Source organism: Kribbella qitaiheensis (assembly GCF_014217565.1).
In the GTDB taxonomy this organism is placed as follows: Bacteria; Actinomycetota; Actinomycetes; order Propionibacteriales; family Kribbellaceae; genus Kribbella; species Kribbella qitaiheensis_A.
The window spans coordinates 7,461,989-7,477,045 of the sequence record NZ_CP043661.1 but is presented as its reverse complement, the minus strand read 5'-3'; the positions used below and the strand labels follow the sequence as shown (position 1 = coordinate 7,477,045).

Below are 15,057 nucleotides of genomic sequence, written 5' to 3'. Positions count from 1 at the left end.
GACCGGTACCGTCAGGCGTCGAAGTCGAGGGTGACCTTCTCAGTGGTCGGGTGGGACTGGCAGGTGAGGACGTAGCCGGCCCGGATCTCGTCCGGTTCGAGTGCCCAGTTGGTGTCCATCCGGACCGAGCCCTCGACCACCTTCGCGCGGCAGGTGCCGCAAACGCCGCCCTTGCAGGCAAAAGGAGCATCCGACCGTACGGCGAGGGTCGCGTCCAGCACCGCCTTCGCATGCTCGCCGAGCGGGAACGTCGAGCGGCGCCCATCCAGGATCACCGTCACCTCGGCGGCATCCTCGTCGACCGTGGTCTCCTCGACCCGGGCCACCGGCGCCTCGTCGCCGACGTGGAACAGCTCCGCATGCACGGTCTCGCGCGGAACACCCTGCTCCAGCAGGAGTTCCTGGGCGCCGACGACCATCGCGTACGGCCCGCAGAGGAACCACTCGTCGACCGACTTCACCGGCAGGATCGCGTCGATCATCCGGCTCAGCCGATCGCTGTCGATCCGGCCGCTGAAGAGTTCCACCTCGGTGGATTCGCGGGACAGCACGTGGATCAGGTGCAGGCGCTCGGCGTACCGGTCCTTCAGGTCGGCCAGGTCGTCGGCGAACATCACCGAGCCGGCCGTGCGGTTGCCGTAGAGCAGAGTGACCCGGCTCTGCGATTCGACCGCCAGCGTGGTGGCGACCAAGGAGAGCACCGGGGTGATCCCGCTACCGGCCGCGATGAACGCGTAGTGCTTCGCGTTGGCCGGGTCGAGCGGCGTACCGAAGCGGCCGAGCGGGGTCATCACGTCGACGGTGTCGCCCGGCTTGAGCTCGTTCGCGGCGTACGACGAGAACTCGCCGCCGGGGATCCGCTTCACCGCGATCCGCAGTACGCCGGAACCGGCGGCCGAGCAGATCGAGTAGCTGCGGCGGACGTCGTCGCCGGCGCGGCGGACAGTCAGGTGCTGCCCGGCGGTGAACTCGTACTCCGTGGCGAGATCGGCCGGCACGTCGAAGGTGATCGCGACCGAGTCGTCGGTGATCGCGTCGATCGCCCGCACCGTCAGCGGATGAAAGGTGGCACGGCGGCGGGGCAACGTGGTCGTAGTCATTCAGATCGCCTTGCTGTGCTGGTTCATCAAAGGTCTTTGAAGTGGTCGAAGGGCTCGCGGCAGGAATTGCAGCGCCAGAGCGACTTGCAGGACGTGGATCCGAAGCGACTCAGCTCGGCGGTGTCGGGCGAGCCGCACAACGGGCAGCGGATGGTCAGGCTCACCGACACCGGTCCGCCGACCGCGCGGGTCCCGGTCGGCGGCGCGATCCCGTACTCCGTCAGCTTGGCCTTGCCAGCCTCGCTCATCCAGTCCGTCGTCCACGCCGGAGACAAGACCGTTTCGACCCGGCCGTCGACGTGCAGCGATCGCAGGGTGAGCTCGACCTCGTGGCGGATCAGATCCATCGCCGGGCAACCGGAGTACGTCGGGGTGATCGTGACCACGACCTCGTCGCCCTCGTGCCGGACTCCCCGCAGCACGCCGAGGTCCGCGATCGTCAGCACCGGCACCTCCGGGTCCGCGACCTCACCGACCGCGTCCCAGATGCTTGCGTCCGAAGGCTCGTGGGGCAGGACCCTCACCTCTTCGGACGCAACGCTGTGGCGGGTCACCATGAGGCGCCCGGGTGGGAGCGGGCGATGTGCTGCAGCTCCGCGAGAAGGTAGCCGAGGTGCTCCGAGTGCCGGCCGTCACGCCCACCCGAGTGCTGGTACGACGAGGTCGGCACGGTGCAGGTGGATTCCTCGATCACCTGCGTGACCCGGCGAAGCCATTCCTCCTCGAAAGTCGAGGGATCAACGGCCACCGGGAGGCGTCGAACCAGCTCGTCGCCGGCGAAGAGCTCGGCCGTGTAGGGCCACATCGCGTCGAGGCCGGCCTGCATCCGCCCGTGGCTCTCGTCGGTGCCGTCACCGAGGCGCAGCACCCACTGGGTCGCGTGGTCGACGTGGTACGCGACCTCCTTGACGGCCTTGCCCGCGACGCCGGCCAGCGTCTCGTCGGCACAGCCACGCAGCTCTTCGTACAGGAGGTGCTGGTACGTCGCGAAGAACAGCAGCCGGGCGATCGTGGTCGCGAAGTCACCGTTCGGGAGCTCGACGAGCTGCACGTTGCGGAACTCGCGCTCGTCGCGGAAGTAGGCCAGGTCGTCCTCGGACCGGCCCTCGCCTTCCAGCTCGCCGGCGTACTGGAGCAGGGACCTGGCCTGGCCGAGCTGATCGAGTCCGATGTTGCCGAGGGCAACGTCTTCCTCGAGCTGTGGGGCGGCGGCGATCCACTCGGCGGTGCGCTGCGCGGCGATCAGCGCATCGTCACCGAGCCGGAGCGTGTAGGCTGAAAGGTCCTTCATGGTTGGGACAGCGAGGTCGGTCACAGATGGTCCACACCTTCTGGAACCTGGTAGAAGGTCGGGTGCCGGTAGACCTTGTCGCCCGCCGGGTCGAAGAACTCGTCCTTCTCGTCCGGGCTGGAGGCGGTGATGTCGGTGGCGGGCACGACCCAGATAGAGACGCCCTCCTGGCGGCGGGTGTAGACGTCGCGGGCATTGCGGAGCGCCATCGTCGCGTCCGGCGCGTGCAGACTGCCGACGTGGACATGGGACAGACCCCGGCGGGACCGGATGAAAACTTCCCACAGCGGCTCGATCATGCGGCACTCGCCTTCTTGGTGGCCTGCTTCTCGGCGTACGCCGCGGCCGCCTCGCGGACCCAGGCGCCGTCCTCGTGCGCCTTCACCCGGTGGGCGAGCCGCTCCTCGTTACAAGGACCGTTGCCCTTGACAACTTCATAGAGCTCGGCGAAGTCCGGCTGGGTGAAGGAGTAGTGCCCGGTCTCCTCGTCGTACGTCAGCCCGTCGTCGGGAACCCGGATGCCGAGCACGTCGGCCTGCGGGACGGTCATGTCCACGAACCGCTGCCGGAGCTCGTCGTTGCTGTGCCGCTTGATCCCCCACGCCATCGACTGCTCCGAGTGGGTGGAGCGCGCGTCGGGCGGGCCGAACATCATCAGGCTCGGCCACCACCAGCGGTTCAGCGAGTCCTGGGCCATCGCCTTCTGCGCCTCGGTGCCGTTGCACAGCGAGTGCAGGATCTCGAATCCCTGCCGCTGGTGGAACGACTCCTCCTTGCAGACGCGAACCATGGCCCGCGCGTACGGCCCGTACGAACAGCGGCAGAGCGGGACCTGGTTGACGATCGCGGCGCCGTCGACCAGCCAGCCGATCGCTCCGATGTCGGCCCAGGTCAGCGTCGGGTAGTTGAAGATGCTCGAGTACTTCTGCTTTCCGGCGTGCAACAGGTCGAGCAGGTCGGCCCGGTCGACGCCGAGCGTCTCGGCCGCGGCGTACAGGTAGAGCCCGTGGCCGGCCTCGTCCTGCACCTTGGCCATCAGGATCGCCTTGCGGCGCAGCGACGGCGCGCGGCTGATCCAGTTGCCCTCGGGCTGCATGCCGATGATCTCCGAGTGCGCGTGCTGCGCGATCTGCCGGATCAGGGTCTTGCGATACCCCTCGGGCATCGCGTCGCGCGGCTCGATCCGGCCGTCCGCGTCGATCGTCGCCTGAAAGCTGTCCATGGCCGTCAGCATAGCCGACTTGTGACACTTCGTCTGCACAATCGACAAGAAGTGTCACAAGCGTCCGGATAGAGGTGGTAGCACCACCGCGGGAGTGGGCTCAGGCCGCTGGGGCCGGGGCGGCCGCGACGGCAGGATTCTGGGTAACAGCTCAACCCCAACACAGTTTTTGAAAGGGATGAATCCCGTGCCGCCACTGACCTCGCATCCGGCCTCGCCCGGCGCCGACCATCGCGGTCCGGTCCTGGGCGCCGAGCGGGCGCTGGCCCCCGACCTGATCCGCGGCGCGATGCTGCTGATGATCGGTCTGGCCAACGCCGCCAACTTCGCCTTCGCCGGCGGCCCCGGCCTGAACGGGAGCCCGCACGGCCTCGAGCGGATCCTCAACTTCCTCAAGATCACCTTGGTCGACGCTCGGGCCTACCCGGTCTTCGCGGTGATGTTCGGCTACGGCCTCGTTCAGCTGGCCCGGCGCCAGCGGAACTCGGGCGCGACGCCGGGCGCAGTACGGAAGATCCTGCTGAAGCGCCACACCTGGATGATCGCCTTCGGGCTGGTTCACGCGACGCTGCTGTACTTCGGTGACTTCCTCGGCGCCTACGGCATCGTCGGAATCCTCTGCACCTTGCTCCTGCTCAACCGCGGCGACAAGTTCCACAAGATCATCCTGTGGATCTGGGGCGCCCAGGTCGTCTACACGATCGTGGTGGTCGGCCTGACCGCGCTTGCGATCGTGAACACCTCCGGCCCCGCACACGGCATGACGAACAGCCCGAACCCGTCACTGGGCGCCAACAGCTACGGAGCGAGCCTGGTGGACCGGCTGCACGAGTGGCCGGCGCACACGGCGTACGTGACCGGCTTCACCGTGATCGTGTGGCTCGGCATCTGGGCCGCTCGCAAGCAACTACTGGAGAACCCGCGGGACCACCGCACCTTGCTGACTCGCGTAGCGGTCGTCTGCATGAGCATCACCGTGCTGGGCGGGCTTCCGCTCGCACTAGTGGCTGCTGGCTGGCTGCAGGTCGACAGCGCGGCCATGGACTCGATGAACCTGCTGCACAACGTCAGCGGAGAGTTCGGCGGACCTGGGTACGTCGCCCTGTTCGCACTGCTGGTCGGGAAGCTGACTGCTCGTCGCCGGACGCTGAGTCTGCCGGTGGTGGCGATCTCCGCACTCGGACAGCGGTCGATGACGGGCTACCTGTTCCAGTCAGTCTCATGGATGGTGCTGCTGGCGCCGTTCACGCTGAACCTGGGCGACCGGCTCGGCAACACCGCCTTCACGGCAGCGGGCGCGGCGATCGCGGTCTGGACGACCTCGGTGATCGCCGCCTACCAGATGAAGAAGCACTCCTACCGAGGTCCGGCCGAGACCCTCCTGCGGCGGCTGACCTACTGAACCCCTTCGGCGGGGCACCTTCCCGACAGGTGCCCTGCCGAAGGTCTCTCCTGATGATTTGAAAGGATGGGCGGCATGAGCGACGACTTCGGCGTACCGGAACCGGAACACCTGACTTCGATCGGGGCCGCCGAAGACGCGATCGCCGAGTCGAGCGTGCGGTTGGCGCTGCCGGCCGAGGCGGATGCGATCGGTCAGATCCAGGTCGCCGCGTGGCGCCGGGCGTACGAGGGTCTGCTTCCGGCCCAGGTGCTCGCGGACCTCGATCCGGCCCAGTTCTCCACCCAGTGGCGGGCGGCCCTGCTCGTTCCGGGCGAAGCGCGCAACCGGGTGATGGTCGCGCTGGCAGGTCGCACGCTCGTTGGCTTCGCCGCGATCACCCCCTCCGACGACCCCGACGGCGACCCGCGCCACGACGCTCTCGTCGCCGAACTAGCGGTCGACCCCGAAGCCACCCGGGCCGGCCACGGCTCCCGCCTGCTGAACGCGGTCGTCGACACGATCCGCGCCGACGGCTTCAGCCGCGTCACCGTCTGGATCAACGCCACCGACGACGTCCTCCGCGGCTTCTACACCGAGTCCGGCTGGGCCGCCGACGGCGCCCACCGCGAACTCGACCTCTACGGCGACGGCAGCACCCGGGTCAAGCAGATCCGCCTCCACACCGACCCCTCCGAGCGCACCGAACTTGACCTTGCCCCCTAGGTCAACGTTTACGGTGCGGCGATGCATCTGCTCCTGATCTCCGGCAGCACCCGAGCCGCCTCGACCAACACCGCCGTACTGCGAACGGCCCAGCATCTCGCGACCTTCAAGACCACCTTGTACGACGAGTTGTCGGCGCTGCCCGCTTTCAACCCGGACGACGATCGAGACCCCTTGCCTGCCACGGTGACTCGCCTGCGCGAACAGGTCGAAGCGGCCGACGCGATCCTGTTCTGCACCCCCGAGTACGCCGGGGCGCTACCCGGAAGCTTCAAGAATCTCCTCGACTGGACCGTCGGCGGTACCGGCATGGATCGCAAGCCTGTTGCTTGGATCAACGTGTCGTCGGTCGCCGCACCGACCGGCGGGGCCGACGCGCACGACTCGCTCCGCAAGGTCCTCGGTTACGTCAACGCCACCATTGTCGAAGACGCCTGCGCCCGCATCCCGATGACCCGTCAGTCCATAGACCCCGACGGCCTGGTCTCGGCCGCTGCGGTGGTCGCCGGCATTCAACACTGCCTCACAACCCTGACCAATACTCTCGCCTGACTCAGTTCCGTCCCGACCGACAGGTAGTGCACCCCTGCGTACGCCGTACGCGAGGGTCGGGCGCGCTTGAGTGCACTAGAAGCCCGCTGCGATTACCTGTCCGTCGGGACGGCCGTCGGCGGTGAGGTGAGGGTGAAGCGGCGGCGGTATTCGCTGGGTGGGAGGCCGGTGCGGCGGCGGAGTTGGATGCGGAGGTTGGTGGCTGCGCCCAGGCCGCACTGGCGAGCGACCGAATCGAGGCGCACCTCACCTGCCTCCAACAGGCGGCACGCCAGCGCGACCCGCTCCCCCGTCAGCCAGGCGAGTGGCGTCGTACCGAGTTCTGCCTGGAAGCGGCGGTGCAGGGTCGCCTGACTCATCGCCGCGTGGTCCGCGATGTCGGCGACGGTGAGCGGACTCGCGAGCTCGTCGCGGATCCACGCTAGGAGCGGGGCGAGTGAGGTGTCGGCGACGACCGGCACGGGGCGGTCGATGAACTGCCGTTGGCCGCCGTCGCGGTGTGCCGTGTAGACCAGGCGGCGGCTGACCGTGTTCGCGATCTCGGCGCCGTGGTCGCGCCGGATGATGTGCAGGCCGAGATCCAGCGCCGCCGCGCTCCCGGCCGACGTCAGAATGTCGCCGTCGTCGACGAACAGGACGTCCGGCTCCAGCTTCACGGCCGGGAACATCCGCTCGAACGATTCGACCCATCGCCAATGGACTGTCGCTCGCCTGCCGTCCAGGACTCCCGCGGCCGCGAGGGTGAAGGCGCCGGTGCAGAAGCTGACCAGCCGGGCCCCGCGCGCGGCAGCCCGGCGTACGGCGTCAAGCAGGTCGGCGGACGGGGCGGCCTCGGGATCGGGGCGGTTCGGCACGATCACCGTGTCGGCGTCGTCCACCGCTTCGAGGCCCGCGACATCGGTCAGGGTGAAGAAGCCGCCGTGCATCCGCGCGGAGCCGCCCGGCGTACAGAGGGTGAAGTCGTACCAGCGGCGGTCGATCTCCGGCCGGCGGAGGCCGAACAACTCGGTCGCGACACCGAGTTCGAACGGGTTCGAGCCGTCATCCACGATCACCACGACCCGATGCGAGGATTCTTTCGACATGCGCTATTCCTAGCACTCACGCTGCGACTTCGCACCCGGTCACGATGGAGAGGTGACCAACGAACCGATCGATTTGCGCGCCGTCCTGAAGACCTTCGACGATCTCTGGAGCCCGCGGATCGCCGCGCGGATCAACGACTACGACGTCCGCGTCACGCACGTGGCCGGCTCGTACATCTGGCATGTGCACGACAACACCGACGAGTTCTTCCTCGTCCTCGACGGCGAACTGAGCATCGCCCTCCGCGACCCCGACGAGCGGGTCGTCTCACTCACCCCCGGCACGGTCTTCGTCGTACCCCGCGGCATCTACCACCGCCCGTTCTCCGACGCCGGCGCCGACATCGTGGTGATCGACCCCGCCAACACCCCCACCACCGGCGACACCCACGACCCCCTCCCCGACCACATCAAAACCCACACAGGCATCGCGATCGACCAGTAGCGCGGGCGTGGTTGGCGGCAACACGCCATAGCAGTGGCGGGATGTGGCGACGGGCCGGGGGTGGTGCTCGACCGTGAGCAGCTGACGTGACAGATTGCGACGGTCCGAATACGCTTGGCCATCCCTGGAGGATGTATGAAGTTCCGTACCCTGGCCGCCGGCCTCGGTATTTCTGCCCTCTCCGCGACCGCCGTACTGGTGGTCCCCGGATCCAGCGCGACAGCGTCGCTGCAGCCGACGGCCGCCGAACAGACCGGGCCCAACCGCGTCGCCAAGCGTTACCTGGAACAGAAACCGGCGTGGCAGCTGTGCGGCGATCCGGAGCTGAGAACCTCCTGCGCAAAGATCATCGTCCCCCGAGACTGGTCGGATCAGGCGCGAGGCGTCGACATCCAGCTCGCGGTCAGCAAGGGCCGGCGGTCCCGCGAAGGGCAGGGCGAGTCGCGTCGTGTTCGGCAACCCCGGCGGTCCGGGCGGCGCGGGTCTCGGCATGGCGCCGTACCTGGCCAGCCTGAAGGAACTCGCCAAGGATCATCTCGCGGTCGGCTTCGACCCGCGCGGCACCGGCGACAGCGCGAACGTCACCTGCGAGGGCGCACCCGGCTTCTCGATGGACGCTCGCGACCGCGACCCGTGGAACCTCGACCTGATCGCCGAAGCCTCCCGCCTGACAGTCCCGTACTGCGAGGGCCAGTCGCGCGGCCTGCTCCCGTTCGTGAACACCGTCCAGACCGTGCAGGACATGGACCTGATCCGGCAGCTGCTCGGCTACGACAAGATCGACTACGTCGGCTACTCCGCCGGTACCTGGCTGGGCGCGTACTACCAGACCTACTTCCCCACCCACGTCGGCCGCTTCGTGCTCGACTCGAACACGGACTTCACCGGGCCGTGGCTGACCACGTTCATCGCGCAGCCCCAGGCGTTCGAGCGCCGGTTCCGCGAGGACTTCGCGCCCTGGGCCGCGAAGTACGACGCGCAGCTCGAACTCGGCGGATCGCCACGCTTGGTGATCAGGACGTACGAGCGGCTGCGGGCGGCGCTGAAGAAGGAGCCGGCCGTCGAGGAGTTCATGGACGGCTCGGTGAAAATCAGCTACGACCAGAACACGCTCGACAATATCGTCACCGGTGATTTGTATACAAAGATGGATTTCCATTCACTGGCGATCGATCTGGCATTCTTGCGCGGCCTTTCCGAGGCACAGAGCAAAGGCGGTGCCCGGGCGGCCCAGCGAAAGGTCGACGAGCTTCCGATGGCGCGCCAGCAGGAACTCGTCCAGCGCGCCAGCCGCCGCGCACTCGGCATCACGCCGCTCGGCCGGCAGTTCGGACAGCCGTTCGCGGACGACGCGGAGAACGCGACCTTCACGGCCGTCACCTGCAACGACACCGAATGGCCTGAGGGCCGCGAGTACGGCGAGATGATGGCGGCCCGTCTCGGCCCGCACTACCCGCTGCTCGGCTGGACCGTCACCGAGAACCCGTGCTCCTACTGGCACCGCCCGAACCTGCGAATGCCCATTCCTACGGGCAAAGGCTTGCCGACAACCCTGATGGTGCAGTCCGTGCACGACCCGGCCACCAACTTCGCACTCGCCACCTCAGCTCACAGCCGGTACGCCGGTTCGCGGCTCCTCACCATCACCAACGAAGGCGACCACGGCATCTACGGCGGCGTGAACAAGTGCGCCGACAAGATCGTGAACATCTTCCTCACCACCGGCAAGGCGCCGGCCAAGGACGCCACCTGCGCCGGCGAGGGCATCGCCGCGCCGGGCCCGGCCGAGACCGGCGTGAACGGCGAGGACGACTACTCCACCGGCGCACCACTGGCCCGGATCGCCGGATTCACGAAAGCGGTTTCCGGATATCTGCACTCCTGACCTTGTTTCGGCCGTCGCGCAGCGCGACTTTCCGGTCGAAAGAATCGCGATTTCCCGCGTCTTTTCGGTACGGAGAGAAAACGCCTCGTCACGATCGGCCAGATCGTGACGAAGCCTTCGTTGTCAGGACATGTTTGTCAGGGCGATGTCAGGGTTACGTCCCTGTGCGACAGAGCGTGACCGCGACAATCTTGAGGCAGCGCGGGAGAACCGAAACGTCGACCGGGAGGGCTCGACGCGACGGGGAACATCGCCGACGTGGCTTCGGCCGGCTGTGAGCTGGGGGGACTGCCTGGGGGGTCAGACAGAGACACAGCCGGCCGGGCCCTCGTAACGGCTAGACGTTCCGACCCGTCCGCAGATCCCTCGCGGGGTACCTTCGATCCCCCAGGTCGTGGTGCCTCGCGAGGCTTTTCTCTGCCCACTCGCATTAGGCTGAGGTGGCTAGAGGCGGGTGGAGCGGTCCGCGGTCGGAGTCGGGCCCTGGTAGCCGTCGGCAACGGCCGCCAGCGGTGCGGCGCGGCCGGCGGACCAGGCCGCGCGGAAGGCGCGGCGGTCCAGGGTCTGCTCGATCGCCTGCTTGGTTCGCTGGACGTCGGCCTTCTCGATCTCCGGCACCGGCGCACCGATCACCTCGCGGATCCCGTCGGCCGCTCCCAGCAGGAACGCCGCGTACTCCGTCCGGTTCCGCTGTTGCGCGACCGTCGCCAACTCCTCCACGACACTCGCCGACCGCCACCGATCGCCCAGATCCCGGTGCTCGGCAAGGCTCTCGTCGAGGAGATGCACCGCCCGCTCAGTCAGCCCGCGACGACGCTCGACGATGCCCAGTTGGTTCAGCGACCAGGCCACGCCCTCGCGATACCCGAGCCGCTGGGACAACGCGAGACTCTCCTGGAGCAGATCCTCCGCCTCGGCCAGCTCACCGCCGTACTGCGCGATCGTGCCGAGGCTGATCAAGGACCAGGCCAGACCTTCGCCGTCACCGAGCACGCGGAAGCTGTCGCGCGCCCGACGGCATCGGCGCGCCGCGATCTCCAGATCACCGCGCAGCCAGGCGACGAATCCGAGCTGGTTGTGCGCCCACGACATCCCCGACCGATCGCCGAGGCTCTCGAACAGGTCGTAGCTCTGGCAATGCAGGTTCTCCGCGGTCACATAGTCGCCGCGCTCGCGGGCCACTCCCCCGAGCCGCTGCATGACCAGCGCAGTACCGGCTGTGTCACCAAGCTCCTTGTACTGCGCGAGTGCGGACTCCAGCCGCGTAGTCGCCACGTCGTACTCGCACTGCAGGAACGCCAGCATCCCTGCGCCGAGACACGTCTTCGCCTTGTACGACGCAAGCTCGGCGCCACCCGAGTCGGCCAACGTCAGCGCACGTTCGAGCCACTCACCGCCTTCGGCGTAATGGCCGCGGAGATAGCAGAACAACCACAGGCCAGCGGCAAGCCGAACAGCCTCGGTCACCGCCTCGGTCCGCAACGCCCACGTCATCGCCGACCGGAGGTTGTCCAGCTCGCCGTCGAGGCGATCGAGCCAGTCACCCTGGTTCGCTCCGCGCAGATGGGACTCGGCCTCTTCGGCCAGCGCGATGTAGTAGCCCGCATGGTTCCGCGCGGTCTCGTCGTCCAGCCCGGCCGAAGTCAGCTGACCGGCCGCGAACTCGCGGATCACCGCGAGCATGTCGTACCGCGCGATGCCACGATCGCGGGACACCCGGATCAAGGACTTGTCGACCAGCCGACTGGTCAGATCGAGCGCCGCCGCGCGCTCGAGCGGTCCGGGGGTCAGCTGCTCCGAAAGCACCGCCGCCGCGGCGTTCAAGCTCCAGCCGCCGACGAACACCGACAGCTTCGCGAACAGCTCCCGCTCGGCCGACGTCAGCAGAGCGTGGCTCCAGCCGATCGCTCCGGACAAGGACTGCTGTCGCGGTCCCGCAGTACTGGATCCGCCGGCCAGGATCGCGAATGAGGAATCGAGCTCGGCCGCGAGCTCCTCGACCGTCAGCACGTTCGTCCGCGCGGCGGCCAGCTCGATGGCGAGCGGCATACCTTCGAGGCGACTGACCACCCGCGCGATCTGGTCGATCTGCCCGGCCGGCTGATATCCCCGAGCCGTCGCGCGATCGATGAACAAGCGCACGGCGGGAGATGTGTCCAGCTGCTCGTCGTTCTCGGGCAGCGCGAGTGGCGGTACGACGTACACGCTCTCGCCGGGCACCCGCATGAGCTCACGGCTGGTGGCCAGCACGGTCAGATTCGGGCAGCACTCCAGCAGCGCCGAGACCGCGCCGGCGGCATCGGCGATGACGTGCTCGCAGTTGTCCAGCACCAGCAGCAGACTCCGCCGCCCGACCTGCTCGGCGATCTCCTCGATCAGCCGCCCACCGTCGAGCGGATGCAGCCCGATCGCGGCCGCGATCGCCGGTGTCACGGCGGCCAGGTCCGAGACCGGGGCCAGCGGCACCCAGCAGACCCCGTCGTCGAACCGATGCGCCACCAGCCTCGCCACCGCGAGACCGAGCTGCGTCTTGCCCACGCCGCCGGGACCGCTCAGGGTGAGCAGCCGGGTGAGCCGCTCGCCGACCAGCCGGGCGGTCTCTTCGACCTCGGTGGCCCGGCCGATCAACTCGTGCGCGGCGACCGGCGGGACGCGGATCGCCGACCGGGTCGTGTCACCATCACGACGGGCGGCAGCCGTCAGCTGGGCGCGATCGGGCGCACCGAGCCGAAGCGCGTCTCCCAGCAACCGCAACGTGTGCGGTCTGGGGGCACGACGTCGTCCCCGCTCCAACGCCGCGATCGCGTCGACGCTCAGACCGGCCAGTTCGGCCAGCTTCTCCTGGGACAGTCCGGCGTCACGCCGGTGCCGTCGGAGCAAGTCACCGAAGCCAGTGCCCTGCGCGTCGTCCGAGCCGCGGCGAGACCCGTCTGATGGCAAAGGACGGCTCCACCCAGTCTCCGACCTGTGAACGTGGCGGTCGCCACGTTCTCTGAGAAGGTATCCCGTTCCCGACCGCATTGTCAGGCCGAACGAGTCGTTCCCCGCCAACTCACCGGAAACTGCCCGGATTCGGGCAGCTTCAGGGTTGGTTCACGGTTGGTCGTGCGCCTGGTCGCCGGAGTTGTCGTGATGGGCGATCGCGGTCCGCATCGAGGACCGGGCCCGCTTGCGATCGCCGGCCGCGTCGTACGCCGTGGAAAGCCGGAACCAGACCCGCCAATCCTCCGGCGCGGCTTCGGCTTCTCCCTTGTACTGCGAGAAGGCGGCGTCGGCGGCGGGCCCGGTCGATCCGGCCCGACGGGCGCCTTGGGAGATCGTCGACCGGAAGGCCACCCGCCTCGCCGAGCTCGTGCGCGAGCGCCTCGGTCCGGCGGCCGAACTGGATCTCCCGCCAGACCAGGTACAGGCCGACCAGCGGGATCACCAGGACCGCGATGCCGAGTCCGACCGCGACCGGATCGCCGGTGCCGATCAGCAAGACGCCGCGCCAGCCGAGCAGTACGGCGTACGCGACGAAGACCACGGCGACCACCACCGCAGCCCGCTTCGCAGTCATTTGCTTCTCATCGCTTCGTGAGGCCGTCGGTTCGTCAGCCCAGGTCGAGGAAGTGTTCGAGGCCGACGGTCAGGCCCGGGGTGTCGACGACGCGCCGGATCCCGACCACGACGCCGGCCATGAACGACTCGCGGTCCATCGAGTCGTGCCGGATCGTCAGCGTCTCGCCGACATCGCCGAACAGCACCTCCTGGTGCGCGATCAGACCGCGCAGGCGGAGCCCGTGCACGTGAATGCCCTCGACCACCGCGCCGCGGGCGCCGTCCAGGGCGGTGGTGGTCGCGTCCGGGATCGGTCCCGCTTCGGCCTCCTGGCGGGCGGCCGCGATCAGCTCCGCCGTGCGCCGCGCAGTACCGGAGGGTGCGTCGACCTTGTTCGGGTGGTGCAGCTCGATGATCTCGACGGACTCGTAGTACTTCGCGGCCGTCGCGGCGAACTGCATCATCAGCACGGCGCCGATGGAGAAGTTCGCGGCCACCAGTACGCCGGTACTGGGGCTCGCAGCGAGCTGGGTCCGCAGGGTGTCGAGCCGCTCGGCATCGAACCCCGTCGTCCCGACCACCGCGTGGATCCTGTGCTCGATGCAATAGGCGAGGTTGTCCATCACCACCTCGGGACGGGTGAAGTCGACCACCACCTGAGCGCCCGCCTCCACCAACCGCTCCAGGTCATCACCCTGGTCAAGCGCGGCCACCAGTTCGAGCCCCTCGGTCTTCTCGACCGTCTGGCACACCTGGGTGCCCATCTTCCCCTTGGCCCCCAACACCCCAACCTTGACCATCCGCACCCTTCCTAGTCCGCTACCCGCCCAAGGATCTCACCCCACACGCCTGCCTCACCCCGCCGGGCCTAGCCCGCCCTCGCCTCTCCGACCCGCCCACCACGGCGCCCTTGTGCACCGGCTGAGCGTCTCGCCCGGCCGGAAACACTCACCTCACGCACAAAGGCGTCGGTCTGCCGGGAGGCGCGGTCACCTTGTGCACCGGCTGAGCGTCTCGCCGTGCGGGAACCCTCGCCTCACGCACAAAGGCGTCGGGAGGCCGCGGGGCGGCCCGGCCGGGGGTGGGATGAGCGAGTGGGCCGGGGGTGGGGCTGAGCGAGTGGCCGAGGGTGGCCCGGGGGTGGGATGAGCGAGTGGCCGAGGGTGGCCCGGAGGTGGGATGAGCGAGTGGGCGAGGGTGGCCGGGGGTGGGATGAGCGAGTGGGCGAGGGTGGCCGGGGGTGGGATGAGCGAGTGGGCGAGGGTGGCCGGGGGTGGGATGAGCGAGTGGGCGAGGGTGGCCGGGGGTGGGATGAGCGAGTGGGCGAGGGTGGCCGGGGTGGGTCAGAAGGTTCGGTCGGCGTCCAGGTAGATGGTGGTGTTGGTGGCGCGGGCCTTCAGTGCGGCGGCTAGGCGGGCCTGGCCGCGTTCGGTGTGCCGCGCGATCGCCTCTTCCGGCTCCAACCAGTAGGCACCGCTGATCTCGTCGGCCTGCAGAGTCAGCGGCGTCGACGAATCGATCGGGTCGGTGTCGAAGACGTACAGGACCGTGTCCGGCGCGTGCTGGTTCCCGCGACTGAAGTGCACAGCCAGCAGGCGGGTGACAGTGAGCTCGAGCCCGATCTCCTCCAGCGTCTCCCGCTCGGCCGCAGCCGCGAGGGTCTCCCCCACCTCCACCATCCCGCCTACCTGCACGAGCTTCGCCCGGTACGGATTGGAGACGAGCAGCACCTTCCCGTCGAAGTCAGTGATCAGTACGCCGACCGCCGCGCGATGCACCGTCGTCTCGTAGGGATTCATGAGCCGACTGTATTCACCCGAGTGCCCAACG

General features: G+C 68.5%; 15 protein-coding genes. 5 read left to right on the top strand and 10 right to left on the bottom strand.

Annotated features, from left to right (window positions below; genetic code table 11):
• Positions 1-11 precede the first annotated feature (11 nt).
• The 5 genes from paaE to paaA are packed head-to-tail and all read right to left on the bottom strand — an operon-like array spanning position 12 to position 3,613.
• The gene (paaE, locus tag F1D05_RS35435) at positions 12-1,100 is read right to left on the bottom strand and encodes a 1,2-phenylacetyl-CoA epoxidase subunit PaaE (RefSeq protein WP_185444623.1); all 1,089 of its coding nucleotides are present in this window, start codon (positions 1,098-1,100) and stop codon (positions 12-14) included.
• A 26-nt stretch (positions 1,101-1,126) separates the two neighbouring features.
• Positions 1,127-1,624 (bottom strand): 1,2-phenylacetyl-CoA epoxidase subunit PaaD, encoded by a 498-nt coding sequence (paaD, locus tag F1D05_RS35430; protein WP_246486233.1) that lies wholly within the window; start codon positions 1,622-1,624, stop codon positions 1,127-1,129.
• A gap of 26 nt (positions 1,625-1,650) precedes the next feature.
• A complete protein-coding gene (gene paaC, locus F1D05_RS35425) occupies positions 1,651-2,391 on the bottom strand; it encodes a 1,2-phenylacetyl-CoA epoxidase subunit PaaC (RefSeq protein ID WP_185444621.1) in 741 nt (246 codons plus the stop codon).
• Between the two features lie 20 nt (positions 2,392-2,411).
• Positions 2,412-2,690, bottom strand: coding sequence for a 1,2-phenylacetyl-CoA epoxidase subunit PaaB (gene paaB / locus F1D05_RS35420; RefSeq protein WP_132285599.1), 279 nt, complete (start codon positions 2,688-2,690; stop codon positions 2,412-2,414).
• Entirely contained in the window at positions 2,687-3,613 is a 927-nt protein-coding gene (paaA, locus tag F1D05_RS35415) for a 1,2-phenylacetyl-CoA epoxidase subunit PaaA (RefSeq protein WP_246486232.1), read from the bottom strand. The genes paaB and paaA overlap by 4 nt, the downstream gene beginning before the upstream one ends.
• A 187-nt stretch (positions 3,614-3,800) precedes the next feature.
• Here paaA and F1D05_RS35410 point away from each other — a divergent pair, with 187 nt between their 5' ends.
• From F1D05_RS35410 to F1D05_RS35400, 3 genes are all read left to right on the top strand, one after another.
• On the top strand, positions 3,801-5,015 hold the full coding sequence (locus F1D05_RS35410) for a DUF418 domain-containing protein (RefSeq protein WP_246486231.1): 1,215 nt from the start codon (positions 3,801-3,803) through the stop codon (positions 5,013-5,015).
• A gap of 75 nt (positions 5,016-5,090) precedes the next feature.
• Entirely contained in the window at positions 5,091-5,720 is a 630-nt protein-coding gene (locus F1D05_RS35405) for a GNAT family N-acetyltransferase (RefSeq protein WP_185444618.1), read from the top strand.
• Positions 5,721-5,741: 21 nt separating this feature from the next.
• Positions 5,742-6,272, top strand: coding sequence for an NADPH-dependent FMN reductase (locus F1D05_RS35400; RefSeq protein ID WP_185444617.1), 531 nt, complete (start codon positions 5,742-5,744; stop codon positions 6,270-6,272).
• 92 nt (positions 6,273-6,364) lie between these two features.
• On the opposite strand, the gene F1D05_RS35395 is transcribed toward F1D05_RS35400, so the two are convergent.
• A complete protein-coding gene (locus F1D05_RS35395; protein WP_185444616.1) occupies positions 6,365-7,357 on the bottom strand; it encodes a helix-turn-helix domain-containing protein in 993 nt (330 codons plus the stop codon).
• A 52-nt stretch (positions 7,358-7,409) separates the two neighbouring features.
• On the opposite strand from F1D05_RS35395, the gene F1D05_RS35390 reads away from it, so the two are divergent.
• The gene (locus tag F1D05_RS35390; RefSeq protein WP_185444615.1) at positions 7,410-7,802 is read left to right on the top strand and encodes a cupin domain-containing protein; all 393 of its coding nucleotides are present in this window, start codon (positions 7,410-7,412) and stop codon (positions 7,800-7,802) included.
• 448 nt (positions 7,803-8,250) lie between these two features.
• Complete coding sequence (locus F1D05_RS35385; RefSeq protein ID WP_246486230.1) at positions 8,251-9,687, top strand: alpha/beta hydrolase; 1,437 nt, start codon at positions 8,251-8,253, stop codon at positions 9,685-9,687.
• A 444-nt stretch (positions 9,688-10,131) separates the two neighbouring features.
• On the opposite strand, the gene F1D05_RS35380 is transcribed toward F1D05_RS35385, so the two are convergent.
• The 4 genes from F1D05_RS35380 to F1D05_RS35365 form a co-directional block, all read right to left on the bottom strand.
• Complete coding sequence (locus F1D05_RS35380; RefSeq protein WP_185444614.1) at positions 10,132-12,627, bottom strand: ATP-binding protein; 2,496 nt, start codon at positions 12,625-12,627, stop codon at positions 10,132-10,134.
• A 142-nt stretch (positions 12,628-12,769) separates the two neighbouring features.
• Positions 12,770-13,246: a hypothetical protein gene (locus F1D05_RS35375; RefSeq protein ID WP_246486229.1), complete on the bottom strand. Its 477-nt coding sequence runs from the start codon at positions 13,244-13,246 to the stop codon at positions 12,770-12,772.
• A 34-nt stretch (positions 13,247-13,280) separates the two neighbouring features.
• Positions 13,281-14,027 (bottom strand): 4-hydroxy-tetrahydrodipicolinate reductase, encoded by a 747-nt coding sequence (dapB, locus tag F1D05_RS35370; protein ID WP_185444613.1) that lies wholly within the window; start codon positions 14,025-14,027, stop codon positions 13,281-13,283.
• Positions 14,028-14,570: 543 nt separating this feature from the next.
• Entirely contained in the window at positions 14,571-15,026 is a 456-nt protein-coding gene (locus F1D05_RS35365; RefSeq protein WP_185444612.1) for an NUDIX domain-containing protein, read from the bottom strand.
• Positions 15,027-15,057: the final 31 nt, after the last annotated feature.

Excerpts from the sequence above, each read along its gene's own strand:
- paaA (WP_246486232.1), bottom strand. The coding sequence starts at position 3,613 with ATGGACAGCTTTCAGGCGACGATCGACGCGGACGGCCGGATCGAGCCG.
- dapB (WP_185444613.1), bottom strand. The coding sequence starts at position 14,027 with ATGGTCAAGGTTGGGGTGTTGGGGGCCAAGGGGAAGATGGGCACCCAG.
- F1D05_RS35375 (WP_246486229.1), bottom strand. The coding sequence starts at position 13,246 with ATGACTGCGAAGCGGGCTGCGGTGGTGGTCGCCGTGGTCTTCGTCGCG.
- F1D05_RS35405 (WP_185444618.1), top strand. The coding sequence starts at position 5,091 with ATGAGCGACGACTTCGGCGTACCGGAACCGGAACACCTGACTTCGATC.
- F1D05_RS35400 (WP_185444617.1), top strand. The coding sequence starts at position 5,742 with ATGCATCTGCTCCTGATCTCCGGCAGCACCCGAGCCGCCTCGACCAAC.
- paaE (WP_185444623.1), bottom strand. The coding sequence starts at position 1,100 with ATGACTACGACCACGTTGCCCCGCCGCCGTGCCACCTTTCATCCGCTG.
- F1D05_RS35395 (WP_185444616.1), bottom strand. The coding sequence starts at position 7,357 with ATGTCGAAAGAATCCTCGCATCGGGTCGTGGTGATCGTGGATGACGGC.
- paaB (WP_132285599.1), bottom strand. The coding sequence starts at position 2,690 with ATGATCGAGCCGCTGTGGGAAGTTTTCATCCGGTCCCGCCGGGGTCTG.
- F1D05_RS35365 (WP_185444612.1), bottom strand. The coding sequence starts at position 15,026 with ATGAATCCCTACGAGACGACGGTGCATCGCGCGGCGGTCGGCGTACTG.
- paaC (WP_185444621.1), bottom strand. The coding sequence starts at position 2,391 with ATGAAGGACCTTTCAGCCTACACGCTCCGGCTCGGTGACGATGCGCTG.